The organism is Allotamlana fucoidanivorans (assembly GCF_045788535.1).
GTDB classification, from domain to species: Bacteria; Bacteroidota; Bacteroidia; order Flavobacteriales; family Flavobacteriaceae; genus Allotamlana; species Allotamlana fucoidanivorans.
Map to the genome: position 1 here is coordinate 2,025,024 of NZ_CP074074.1, position 14,177 is coordinate 2,039,200.

Below are 14,177 nucleotides of genomic sequence, written 5' to 3' on the forward strand. Positions count from 1 at the left end.
TTACTATGAAAACTATATTTAATACATTAAGCAGATATAAGATGTTTGTCAGAATAAATTTATACAATGTTGTAATTGTTTGCAGTGTTGCAATTGTAAGTTTAAATAATTCATGTCAGGAGTATTTGGAAGAAGACCCCCTGTCAGCATTTTCAACAGATGAGTTTTTTACATCTACGACCAGATTAAAAGCTGCAGTTTTAGGAATTTATGAAGAACTAGCTACTACTGAAGGCTATGGATATGTTGAGATTATGCTGTCAGGAGATACAGATATTCTTACGGCAGATGGAAGAAATGTAAATGGTAACTTGGGGAGTGAACAGGAGATTGCGCATTACAACACGCAGTCCGAAAGTCGACCGATTGAAAATCTTTGGTTGGTATTTTACAGTTCAATAAATCGCGCAAACAATGTAATTGAAAATGCCCATAAAGTGGTTACACATAACAAAACAGAAGAAAAATTGGTTAAAGCCTATGTTGCTGAAGCAAAAGCTTTAAGAGCGTTTTTATATGCTAATTTGGTAAGACGTTGGGGCGACGTGCCTTTGAGACTTCAACCTTCAGATTTATCTCAAAACTTAAATTTACCCAGAAGTGCAAGGGTTGATATATATGAGCAAATTTCAAAAGATTTTGAGGAAGCTATACCAGATTTACCTTGGCATAATGATCCAGAAGCTGAGTTAGGTCATTTAAGTAAGGGTGCGGCTATGGGACTTTATGTAAGAGCAATGTTATTTGCGGGAGGATATAATTTATATCAAGATGGTAAGGTAAAAAGACCAGAGAATTATTTAGATTATTATAATAAGGCCGAAAAAATAAGTAAAGAGTTGATAGAATCTAATAGACATGAATTAAATCCAGATTATGAAGATATTTATAGAAAAATAACAGGAAGTGTTTTAGAGCCAAGCGAATCTATGTTTGAAATAGACTTAGCAGTAATGAATGGCTCATTTCAAAATTCAGGGCGCATAGGTTCCAGAAGTATTGGTGTTAGAATAAAAAATTACACGAGTAGTACAGGAGTGAAAATTGGTACAAACATAAGAATGACAACAAGTGATTTTTTATCACAAAAATTTCAGGATGGAGACTTGAGAAGAGACATAAGTATTGCGGACTTTGACCTAATAGGAGACAAAGCGACAAATATTCTTTCAAAAAAGCCTATTCCGTATAATAACAATGCAACATATGGTTGTGCAAAATGGAGAAGGGATTGGCATTTTCCAGAAGCTATTCAATTTAATAACACAGATGCAAATTACGTAATTTTGAGGTATTCAGATGTTTTATTAATGAGAGCTGAGGTTTTAAACGAACTTAATAATGGTCCAACAGAAGAGGCTATAGAACTAGTTAATAAAGTTAGGCGCAGAGGTTACGGATTTGACATAAATTCTTCTAGCCAAATTGCTGATGTACCTTTCGAGTTTACTACAGACAAAGAGACATTTTTAAATTTTTTAATAGACGAAAATGCTCGAGAATTTTCAGGAGAGGGTAACCGAAAATTTCATTTGATTAGATGGAATATATTGCAAGAAAAATTGTTGGATTTTAGAGAATTTCTACTAACAGATCCCAAAAACAAGTTTTATGGATTAAGAGTTCATTTGGCTAGCGAATTGTATACACCAAATAAGCACGAACTTTATCCGATTCCACATAACGAGATTCTTGATAGTAATTTCTTGCTTACTCAAAACCCGGGTTATTAAGATTTAAATAAAGTAGATAAGTTTTTAGTTAGAGCGGTTAGTAGCGTTAAATAATTTCTGGAGTAGATGATACTCTATCATTGAATTGATTCTACTTCGGGATTATTTGTTTTTAGGGTAAATATTAACTGCTAACATAATCATTAATCTATTTTAAAACGATTTATAAAACTACATAGGAATTAAATGAAAAAAGTATATTTAAAAGGCTTGTTTTCCATTTTCGTCACGCTAGCTATTGTTTCATGTAAAAAAAAGACAATTACTAACATTAATAATGAATATGTATCTGTTAAGATAAATAAAGGCAAAATTGATATTTCAAGTTCTGTAAATAATGAGTTAAAGGCTTCTTTTAAAGTTTTAGGGGAAATTGAACTACAAGAATACCTGCCTTTTACAGATGATATTTGGGGTAAAGGAAAACAATTGGTGTTTTTGCATGGAGATAGAAAAGGGTATAAAACAACAATTGCGTTATACTCCGGCAATCCATTTGTTCATCTTAGCACAACCATATGTAATAATGAAAAGGAAGATGTAGTGTTTTCTGAATTAGATATTGGAACCATAAGTTTAAGCGTAGGAAGTGAGTTTGATAGTTTGAATACGCTAGGTACAGGGGGACTAAAAACAGTAAAAAATTCAGAAGGTAGCTATTTGTATAGTATGCTATCTAATCCAGAAAATAGAAATAGCATTTTAACAGGTTGGCTAACCCAATCTAAAGGTGTAGGTACTTTCTATCCAAAAATTACTACAGAAAACGATAAAATACAGTCTTATGAGTTAAAGGCAGGATTAGAATTTGGTCATTTTAAAATTAAGAAAGAAGAGAAAAGAAGTACAGATACGATGATACTAGGCTTTTTTAACGACGGCAGAGAGGGTTTAGAACTATACGGAAATCACTTGGCAAAGGCTTATAATATCAACTTGCCAAAAAAACCAGAAGTATACTGTACATGGTACCATAGAGATTTAAATGGCTCAGGAGCTTCAACTGAAGAAGATTTAAAAGAAAATGTGGAATATATTTCAGAGAACTTAGCTGATTTTGGGTTAAATACTATTCAAATTGATGACCACTGGCAAAGCTCTTTAATAAAAGGTCTTAATTATAAGAATAAAAAAGAGTTTAAAGAGCATAAGCTTGGTGGAGGGCCCATTAAAACATTTGCAGAGAGTAATTTTAATTATCCCTCTGGAATGAGGCACACAGCTAATGCAATTATCGAGAGTAAATTAGTGCCTGGTATATGGTTTATGCCATTTTCCGGAGATAAACATAACTCTTATTTTAATACAGAAATATTTGCGACTGATGCAAAAACAGGTTTACCATTTGAAGCTAAGAAATGGTCCGGAACTATTATCGATGCTACTAATCCGAAAGGAGAAATGTTCTTAAGGGAACGATTTAAAAGACTATATAACTGGGGATATAGATATTTTAAAATAGACGGATTACATACAGGTGCTCCAAGTGAAAATGTATATGTTAATAGATCCTACAATGGTGTGAATAGTTATGCTAATGCTAAAATATATAATGATGATTTAACTTTTACAGAGTGTTTCAGGAGGGGTATAACCATATTAAAAGAAGAAGCGCCAGATGCATTTTTACTTGGTTGTACAATAACTCAAAATATGAGTGCCTTTACATCGTCAATTGGTGCTGTACATGCAATGCGAGTTGGTCCAGATAATGATACAGCAAGAAATGGAGATTGGAAAAATATTACTAAAGGAGCAGATTATGCAGGCAATCTTTATTTTCTAAACAATAAAGTTTGGTACAATGACCCTGATCCATATTATGTTAGAAATACCAATCCTTTAAATAAGGCAAGATGGATGGTATCTTGGCAAGCGGTTTCAGGGGTAATGGGAACTTCTAGTATGCAATATGCTAATCTTACAGCAGAGAGATTGAATCTGATAAAAAGAGCATTACCTACCCATAATCTTACGGCGAGACCAGTAGATATTCTTGAAAATGAAAAACCTAAAATCTGGATGGTTCAAAACGATAGACTATCTATAGTAGGTCTTTTTAATTGGTATGAGCAAAAAGAGACAAAAATTGAATATAGTTTAGACAAATTGGGTTTAGATATATCTAAGCAGTACGGTGTTTTTGATTTTTGGAAAAATAAATATTTAGGAAAAATTAATGAAGAGCTTACATCTACATTGGCCCCAGCTTCATGCCAAATTTTGGCACTTAAAGAAATAAAGTCTTATCCTCAGGTTATAAGTACATCTCGACATATTACACAAGGTTTAATTGATATAGTCAATGAGTCTTGGAATACATTATCTAAAACACTTTCGGGTACGAGTAAAGTTGTTAAAGGGGATTCATATGAATTAAGGGTTATACTTCCTGAAGATGGTGGTATTCCAAAAACGGCAATGTGCGATGGGAAAGCTATGGATGTCGTACTAGATGGTGAAATAGCTCGATTAACTTATTTGCCAGAAGAAACAGGCAACGTGAATTGGAAAATAAGGTTTTAAGTGATATTAAAACATGAAAAAGACTAAATTAATATATCATACTTTTTTGAACAGATTTTTTTTACTTACGATAATTTTTGCTAGCATTAGTTTTTATGGTCAAAATGCTAAAATTATTAATGGTTCTGAGAAAACTATTAAAAAACATTCTATTTATGATAACACTCTCGAGGCACCAGTTCCACAGGGAATGGTTGATGAAAATTCTCCTTGGTTACATTTTAGAATACCGTTAAATAAAAATGAGTTAGGACATAGACTTTATTATTTCAAATTATCACAAGACTCTACATTTACGAAAGATGTTATAAGAAGTAAAGCAAAACGTTGGTCATTCTTTAACCCATATAGCGTTTTGAAAAAAGGGAATTGGTATTGGCAATACGGATATACATTAGATACAACTCCAGCGGATATTAAATGGTCAAATGATAAGTACTCTTTTGTTATTACAGGCAATGAGAGAGTGGTAGTCCCTCCTACTCCAGATGAGGTCATTAAACGTATATCTAGTACTAAAGCTCCTCATGTAGTATTATTAAAGGATGAAATTGGAAATTTATTACCGAGTAGTCAACCTGAAATTAAAGAGGGTATTCTGAATAATTATAAAAAACTATTAAATATTAGACCAGAAGTAAAAGTAGTAGTAGATGAAAGTACTTATCCGAATCTTCTAAAGGAAGATTATGAAAATAAAAAGTTTCGATTTTTTCAATTGTCAACCTTAAAACAATTTAAGGGTTTTGCAAATAGAATAGAATCTTTATTAAAGGCTTACCTTCTAACAGGTAACGAAGAGTATAAAAGAATAGGATTAGAGGATTTTTATAAACTGGATAATGAGTTTCATACTGTAATGATGGAATATGGTAAACATCCAGGATATCCCGACGATTTTGTACTTGAAGCCCATATAAAATTAATGACTCTTATTTTAGATGCCTTTTCAGAGGATTTGAATAAAGAATGGAAAACCAAGATAGTTAATCTACTTTTTAAATATAAAAAAGAGGGTTACTTAAATTTTTATAAACAACTTGAGTTTTCTGAACATATTGCATATAAGGCTCATCTATGGCAGGCAGGAGTGCAAACATTACTCATGAGTGCGATAGTCTTAAGTCCATACAAAGAAGAAGCGCAGCTATGGTTGGAGTATGCTTACGAATTGTGGTTGTATAGAAATCCAGCGGGCAGTAGAAATGATGGTGGATGGCATGGAGGTAATGGGTATTTTGGAACCAATGAAAGGCAATTACTTTATACCCCATGGGTAATGAGTAAGCTTATGGGTTATGATTATTTTAACCATCCTTGGTATAGAAATGTAGCTAAATACTTGTCATATTCCAATCCAGTTGGAAATCCAGGATTAGCATTTGGAGATGGTAATGGTACCGACGGAGCAGGTCACTATAACTTAGTTGAAGCATTAGCACATATTCATGCCGATAACTATTGGAATAAATGGAGATTAAAAACAACTGGGAGAATTGATAAAAAATGGTTTATTAATAAGGTTGGAGAAAATGAAGCCCCCTGGTCTTTGTTATCAGTATGGAATACTAATAAATTAGATCCGGATTTTATAAAAGTAGATCAACCTAAAGAGTTAAGTGCTTTGTTTCGAGATATAGGTTATGTAGGTATGCATACAGACCTTGTTAATCCTTCTAAAAATTTGTTGCTCAACTTTAGGTCTTGCCCATTTGGACAATTAAACCATGCCCATCCTGCACAAAATGCATTTAATATCGCTTATGGCGGTGAACCACTATTTTGGAGAACGGGACATTATAATTCAATAGATAAGCATAAGGTTTATAGTTTTAAACATTCTCGAGCTCACAATACCATTTTAGCTAATGGATTTGGCCAATCAACAGATATATCAGGTTATGGTTGGGTACCTCGTTTTGTAACTGGAAGAAAAATTTCTTATACGGTTGGTGATGCCTCAAATGCTTATTCAGGAATATATAGAGTTCAATCTTCCAAAAAAAGTTATTTAGAAAAGGAAGGAATATCTGTAACTGAAGCCAATGGTTATGGTAATCCAGAAGTAACACGTTTCAGGAGACATATAGCTATGTTGCGCCCCAATCACATAATAGTTTATGATGAATTGGAAGCTAAAGAACCTATCCATTGGACCTTTAAGCTAAATGCTCAAGACAATATGGAGCAAATTGGCGATAATAAGTTGTCAACATCAAATGCCCATGCACGAGCAAATGCACAATTATTATGTGAAAATACAGTTGAAACGATGGTTACAGATAAGTTTTTTAGTGGTTCAGCCTTAGATTGGAGAGGTAGGCAGGGTAATGGAGCCAAAAATTATCCAAACCAGTGGCATGGTTCATTCACAACTACAGACAAGCTAAAGTCAACACGCTTTTTAACTATAATTGAAATTCTTCCAAATGGGGAAGAGGTCTCCACTAAAGTTGATGTAATTCAAACTAAAAATTTTACAGTAGCAGAGGTTGGCGATTATAAAGTAAAAGTAGAATTAGACCCCAACAGACCTTCATTTATTGAAATTGTGTCAAACGATGAAACTTGTGCTTTAGTTTCTGGTCAAAATGCAAAGAAAGTTGAATTAGGAAAAAACATAAAAACAGCAAAGTTAATTGGGAATACACTCTTTATGGAAAAGTCGGATACTGGAAAGATAGACTTTTTTGAGCAATCAGATATTTTGCCAGATGTTTTAAAATTCGGAAATAAATATTAATAAGAATGTATATAAAATTTAAAAGAGAACTTTAATTCCTATTAAAGATAAGATAAAAGAAGCCGTTAACAGAGGCCCATATATTTTGAACTAAATAAAAGACGGTTTAAAAATAAATTATGAATTTAAAAATAATTAAGTTATTAATTTTTACCATTGCCCTATTTACAGAGGTAAAAGCACAAGAAATAGTTTGGAATTCTCCTTCCAAAGATGCTTTAGACTCTATGCCATTATCAGGTTCTCTTGGGGCCGGTGCAAATATATGGGTTCAGGATGGCGCAATATGGCTTTATTTAGCTCACAATGGTGCTTACGATGAAAATGGAAAATTACTTAAGCTAGGGTGCGTAAAGTTAATTCCCGAAAACATCAATTTAGATTCAAATGGATTCATTCAAAGTTTAGACCCTCAAACAGGTACAATAACAATATCAAAGGGTAATTTTTCTATGTCTATTTGGTTTTCTAACGAAACTCTAATAATAGAAACAGCTAATAGTTTTAAGCATAAATTTGAAGTGGCTTATGGTATTTGGAGAGATAATCAAAAATTTGATATAAATGATTCTGGTTTTGTATGGTACCATAAAAATAAAGAATATGCTAAAGATGTAGTTTTGATGGCTGAAAAACAGGGTATCCCTGAAAACAGTGTTTGTGATGTAACAACAAATCGTGTATTTGGAGGAGCATTGGCTGTTAAAGAAGGTTTGCACAAGGTTACCAAGTCTGATGTTAAATGGCAATTATGGGAAGGGTACTTATGGACTGGTGTTACTATGCCTAGGAGTAAACATTTAATAGTTGTTAGTCTAATTGCAAGCATGAATTCCAATGAAAATACATGGCAAAAAAAAGCTAAAACTTTCTTTAACGATAGGTTTCGTGAAAGTGCAAAAAAATCAGAGTTAGCTAAATGGAATGAGTTCTGGAAACGTTCATATATAAATATTAATTCAGATGCAGTACCAACAAATGATGGATACTTAGTAAGTCAAAATTACAACTTGTTTCGCTACATGTTAGCATGTAATAGAAATGGAGAATTTCCATTATTATTTAATGGAGGTATTTTTACTACAGATGTTGCTTATGACCGTATCACAGGAATGACATACTCTTTTAAGAAAAGAGAAGGTCAAGAATTTCCAGATTTTAGGAGGTGGTGGGGCACCCATTTTATGTCCCAAAACCAAAGGTGGATGGGATGGCCTACTATAGCAGCTGGTGATGTTGATATGCTAAAGCCTACATTAGAATTCTATAGAAAGCGGGAGTTAACAGCAAGAGCAAGAGCAAAAACTAATAATGCAGAAGGCGTAGTCTATCCTGAGCCTATGGACGTTTGGGGCTTATGTAGTGTAAAACCTCTACCCAATGGTTTTTGTGGATCTAAGCACCTAACTTACCATTTTTCGGTTATGCTAGAAATAGGGTGGATGGCATTACAAGCACGCAATACTATGGGTCTGGATATTACGGAACATTTAGAATGGATTAAAGGAACTGTTATGTTTTATGATAGTTTTTATAGAAACGAAACTAAAAAAAGAACTGGAAGTGAATTAGATAAAGATGGCATGCTAAATATTTACCCTAGCAATGCTCTGGAGTTATTAAGTGGCGCAACCAATCCCATTGAGGTTGTTTGTGGATTGAAGAGAGTTACAGAAGGGCTACTAGAGATTGATGAGATTAAAGGTTCTGATAGGGAACAGCTTATTGAAATAAAAAAGCATCTACCAGAGATTCCAATTGGAGAAAGAAGTGGTGTAAAAGTTGTTAAAGAAGCAAAATCTTTTGAAGGGATACATAACAAATGGGAACCTATTGAAATGTATTCTTTTTGGCCATACCGTTATTTTGGAATAACTCAACCCGAAACATTAAAATTAGCAAGAAATACTTGGGATAATATACCAAAAAATAGAATTCGGTGTATTAATGAAGATTACTCTTGGATGGCAAATGTAGTTAATGTTTCTGCATTGGCTAGACCTGAAGAATCTAAGAGAAGAGTTATATATAAATTGGCTAATAATAAAATGCCTCAAGCTAGATTTCCTGCTTTTTTTGGACCTGGACATGATTGGATTCCTGATCATAATTGGGGAGGAAGTGGGATGACAGGGCTTCAAGAAATGCTTATTGCTCCGGAAGTAAAAGAATCAAATGGTAAAATTTATTTGTTCCCAAGTTGGCCAAAAGATTGGGATGTTGAGTTCAAATTACATACTGCAGAGAACACCATAGTAGAATGTATTTATAAGAATGGAGAAATTAAAAAGCTAAAGGTCTTTCCGGAAATAAGAAAAAAAGATGTAATAGTTTGTAATTAAGTATCAAATAAATTAATAATAAATAAAAGTAAAATTATGAGAAATTTTTTTAGCATTTTAAGTGTAATAATTTTTTTAACCGCGTTTTCTGGAACTCTATTTGCACAAGATATAAAAGCAAAGGTTCTAAAGAGTATGGAAAGGGAATCTGAAGAAATGGTTGAAATATTAGAATTGGATGAAAGTAAGAAGGATGAATTAATTGAGGCCAAAAAAGAAAAATTTTTAAAGAAACACGCTATCAAAAAGGATTATACAAGTGGTTCTGCTGACTATAAATCAGCTATGAAAGAATTGAATAAATCTTTCATTAAAAAGTTAAAAGAGATATGCACTTCAGAAAAATATAATCAATGGATTAAATACACCAAGTCAAAACATAGTAAATAGATAAAAAGCGCATTTTATGGTTAGTTCTAATTTTTAGAAAACAGAACAATTAGCTTTTTCATCAGATACTTTTTAATAATGGTATTAAAACCCACGACCATTTTTTTTTAACAAATAATATAAATATGAATTTTTTTTTAAAATATAGCTATGTATGCTATATAATGTGTTTTAGTATTTTGGCATGTGCACAAAACTCAAAAACAGAAAGTAAACTTAAAACACAAACCGATGTACCTTACACGGCTAACTGGGAGTCTTTGAGCAAACACAATGCCTCACCTGATTGGTTTCGCGATGCTAAGTTTGGCATTTATTTTCATTGGGGAGTCTATTCAGTACCTGCATTTCATAATGAATGGTACCCAAGAAACATGCACATCATCGATTCAAAAGCAAATAAGCACCATATCGAAAAATATGGACACCCTTATGATTTTGGATATCATGATTTTATTCCAATGTTTAAAGCAGAAAATTTTGATGCTGATAAATGGGCTAAACTTTTTAAAAAGTCTGGAGCCCGATTTGCAGGACCTGTAGCCGAGCATCATGATGGGTTTTCAATGTGGAACTCAAAAGTGAATCCATGGAACGCATTTCAAATGGGGCCCAAAAGAGATATAGTTGGTGAAATGGAAAAAGCGGTAAAAGGGAATGGTTTAAAATTCATTACAAGCTTTCATCATGCTCGTCAATGGAACAGAACTTCCGGATCTGAATCAGAGAAGTTTTATAATTATTTAAAAGATAATTACCCTAAACTTCTTGAAGATGACAAAAACAAACTTTTATATGGCGAAATGCCGTGGGAAGAGTTTCAAAATATTTGGTTTGATAAACTAGCAGAAGTCATCGATAAATACAATCCTGATATGATGTGGTTTGATACTGCTTTAGACAATTTAGGAGAACCTATGCTACAAAAATATTGTGCATATTATCTTAACCATGCTACAAAAACAAAACAGGAAGTAGTGATTTTTTATAAGCATCAAGATTTACCAAATACAGTTGGAGTATTGGACTACGAAAAAGGTAGAGCTGATGAATTGGCTGAGTTACCTTGGCTTACAGACGCATCTGTAACCAAATCTAGTTGGGGTTTTACTGATAGGGTTATAGGTAAAAATAAAATCTACTCAGGTAAAGCAATGATACATACACTTATAGATATTGTTAGTAAAAACGGACAATTACTTTTAAATATTGCTCCAATGGCCAACGGTACAATTCCAAAATATCAAGAAGAAACTTTGTTAGAGATGGGTGAGTGGCTTGATTTATATGGTGAGGCAATTTATTCAACAAGACCTTTTCGTGAATTCGGTAAAGGCCCTACCAAATTTGGAAAAACGAATCCAGAGGGTACTCCTGAGGATGTTCGTTATACTCAATCCAAAGATGGTAAATATGTTTATGCAATTTTCTTGGGGTATCCTGATAGTAATTCTGAAGTTAACTTAAAGGCGTTAAACCGTTATATTATAACAATTGAAAGTGCAGAAATTCTTGGATCTGATGAAAAAGTTAATTGGAATCAAACAGCTACTTCTTTATCACTTAAATTTCCTGCTAAGGCACCATTATTAGCAGAAAAAGCTACTGTGGTCAAATTAAAAATTAATTAACCTATCTCATGGTATTTTAAATCAAAAGTATAGTAAGAACACATTACGTATACAATCCAATATGCTTTTTAAACTAACGCTTGGATTAGAGGATTAATATTTTTTTATGAGATCACAAATAAATAAGTTTAAGGAAGTATAATGATTTTTTCAAATAGTTATTTAAGATTAATTAAAATAAAAAAGATTCTTCAGGTTAATTTTTTACTTGTGTTATTTCTTTTTTTATTAGGTTGTAAATCTCAGAACAAAGATAAGGTTTTGCCTGGGGAAATACGTTTAACAGCAGAAGCAGTTCACCCCTTATGGCGCGCTAATGCTTTTCCAGATAATATAAAATCAGATATTAACCCTCCGGCATACTTTTGGCCTTCAAAGCGTAGGGGCTTTACAGAACCTTTGATTAATTATGAGTTTCAGTTAAGTAGTGATAGTATGTTCTATTCAATACATGAAAATGTAAAAGGACACAATCCATCCTCTTATGTTAGCAAAAAACCATTGAAAAAAGGGAAATGGTATTGGAGATATCGAGAAGAGGGAAAAGCTTGGAATGGTAATTTTTCGTTTTTAATAACCGATAGTTCTCGTTTAGATAGTAGACCCAGTTCGGATGTACTTGTGCGTAATGTTAAATCAGAGGTTAAACGACCAAGAGTAGTTATACGACAAGAGCGTTTAGAAACAGTTCGAGATACATTTAAGGCTAACGGAATAACTGAAGCATTGCTTAAAGAGAGTGAAGAATACTTTGGTGTGATTCTTCCTGAAAAAGAATGGGGAGGTAAATTCTATAAAAATGCTAAACGAGTTTTTAAGCCTAAAAAATTCCCGGATGGTCATATAAAATCAAAAATTACAGCTCCCATATGGATGAATGCTATTAAGAGTTTATGTGTGTCTTATTTACTCACTAATGATGCTAAATACGCTAACGAAGCTCTACGTTGGGGAATGAGGGTCACAGAGTTCGATATTTTAACTAATAATAACCTTACTTATGACGGTAATCCGGTTCCAGATGGTTTTGATTTTGCTATGTATTTGGATGCAATAACCTATCTATACGATTGTTTGTATAACTATATGTCAGATAGTCAGAAAGAAAGTATTCGTGAAAACCTATCGAAAAGATTAGAAATATATTACCAGTACTACACTAACCGTCTAGAAAATAGATGTATTGATAACCATACTTGGCAAATTAGTTTAGGGGCTTTTGTTCGCGGTGCCATTACTGTAGTAGGAGATATACCTGAAGCAGACAAGTACTTGTCTTATGCATATGATATATGGACAGCTATTGATCCTGAACAAAGTCACACAGACGGTGGGTGGTTTGGAGGTGGATATGTGGCTGTAAATATTGATGTTTGGACAGAAGTTCCATGTTATTTTAATACATATACAGGCCATAATTTTTATGATTACCCTTTCTATAGAAATCATCCTTTATATTTTTTATACAGACAACCACCAGGTTCTGTAGAGGATGGTTTTTCTGGTGATGGTTATGGCTCAAATTCAAAGACTATAGGAGACAAATTAGGTTTATGGCTAAACATATTAGATGCAGAATTGAATTCTCCAGTTGCAGGATGGCTAGCAAATTCAAATAAAGGAAAGCTTAATAAACCAGAAAAGTTTAAGACGTTTGCTTGGACAAGGCAAACTGAGGGAAAGCCACTAAAAAATAGTCGTATTGTTGATAGTTTAGGTAAAATGCCACAATCTAGAGCGTTTAAAGATATTGGTATAGTAAATATGCACAGCGATTTACTAAACCCCAAAAACGATTTGCACGTTGCCTTAAGATCCAGTCCTTTCGGTACATTTGGCCATAATTTGGCTAGTCATAATGCATTCAATGTAATATACAAAGGAGATTATCTTTTTGCCCCCTTTGGACATAGGCATGGAGGCGCAAAGAATAATGCTACTACCTACAAACATACAAGAGGCCATAACAGTATATTGATAAATGGTAAAGGACAACCTTATAGCCCAGAAGCTTATGGGTGGATTCCAAGATTTTTGGATGGCAAAACTATAAGTTACGCATGTGGAGATGCTTCTAATGCATATGACGCCGAACCTTTTGAGCGTGAAACTCAACTGTTTTCAAGAGCTAAACTAAAAGTTGAAGAACATATTTCTCGAGGTCTTTTAGAGCGTTTTAGAAGGCATGTTGTGTTCATTAGGCCTTCAATAATATTAGTATATGATGAATTAGAGGCCGATACCCCTGTACAATGGGACTGGGTGTTACATTCCAGAAAAGATTTAAAAAAGAGAGAATCCAGCTTAGAAGTTAAGAATGTAAACGCAAGAGTTGATTTTAAAAGTAGTTCGCCAATGGAGATAAGTATTAACGATAAACCTTTATTTCCAGCTATTAATGTAGACGGAAGAGCAGGAGCAAAACCAGGTACTCCTTACCCACAAATTGGTAATCATGCCTTTGTGTCTTCTTCTGAGAAAGTAGAGAAAATCAGAATAATGTCTATAATTCAGGTTGGAGATGTAAAACCAATCAAAACATTGTCTAAGGATGAATTCCTGATTGGAGATTGGACTATAACAAGTGAGTTAAATCCAAATAAGATGGCAAATATGAAGGTGTTTAATACCGATAATACAGTCAATTTTACACTAAAATCAAACGATGGTGAGTCTGTTTTAAAAGAAGTGTTGCAGGGTAAGCTTGTGGAGTCAAAAATAGTTGATCAATTACCCTATCATGCTCAAGGATTGAAACATGATTCAAATATTAAACAATAGAATTAAATTTTAAATAAATGAAAAAAACATC

7 protein-coding genes are annotated in these 14,177 nt (G+C 33.2%); all 7 read left to right on the plus strand.

Annotated features, from left to right (window positions below; genetic code table 11):
* Positions 1 to 5 precede the first annotated feature (5 nt).
* Complete coding sequence (locus tag KFZ70_RS09275; protein WP_139695079.1) at positions 6 to 1,733, plus strand: RagB/SusD family nutrient uptake outer membrane protein; 1,728 nt, start codon at positions 6 to 8, stop codon at positions 1,731 to 1,733.
* A 186-nt stretch (positions 1,734 to 1,919) separates the two neighbouring features.
* Positions 1,920 to 4,259, plus strand: a complete 2,340-nt coding sequence (locus KFZ70_RS09280) for a hypothetical protein (protein ID WP_139695078.1) — start codon at positions 1,920 to 1,922, stop codon at positions 4,257 to 4,259.
* Positions 4,260 to 4,272: 13 nt separating this feature from the next.
* The gene (locus tag KFZ70_RS09285; protein WP_139695077.1) at positions 4,273 to 7,002 is read left to right on the plus strand and encodes a DUF4962 domain-containing protein; all 2,730 of its coding nucleotides are present in this window, start codon (positions 4,273 to 4,275) and stop codon (positions 7,000 to 7,002) included.
* A 119-nt stretch (positions 7,003 to 7,121) separates the two neighbouring features.
* A complete protein-coding gene (locus KFZ70_RS09290; protein ID WP_139695076.1) occupies positions 7,122 to 9,344 on the plus strand; it encodes a DUF5703 domain-containing protein in 2,223 nt (740 codons plus the stop codon).
* Positions 9,345 to 9,380: 36 nt separating this feature from the next.
* On the plus strand, positions 9,381 to 9,734 hold the full coding sequence (locus tag KFZ70_RS09295) for a hypothetical protein (protein ID WP_139695075.1): 354 nt from the start codon (positions 9,381 to 9,383) through the stop codon (positions 9,732 to 9,734).
* A 125-nt stretch (positions 9,735 to 9,859) separates the two neighbouring features.
* On the plus strand, positions 9,860 to 11,365 hold the full coding sequence (locus KFZ70_RS09300) for an alpha-L-fucosidase (protein WP_139695074.1): 1,506 nt from the start codon (positions 9,860 to 9,862) through the stop codon (positions 11,363 to 11,365).
* A 261-nt stretch (positions 11,366 to 11,626) separates the two neighbouring features.
* Positions 11,627 to 14,146: a DUF4962 domain-containing protein gene (locus KFZ70_RS09305; protein ID WP_158293171.1), complete on the plus strand. Its 2,520-nt coding sequence runs from the start codon at positions 11,627 to 11,629 to the stop codon at positions 14,144 to 14,146.
* Positions 14,147 to 14,177 lie beyond the last annotated feature (31 nt).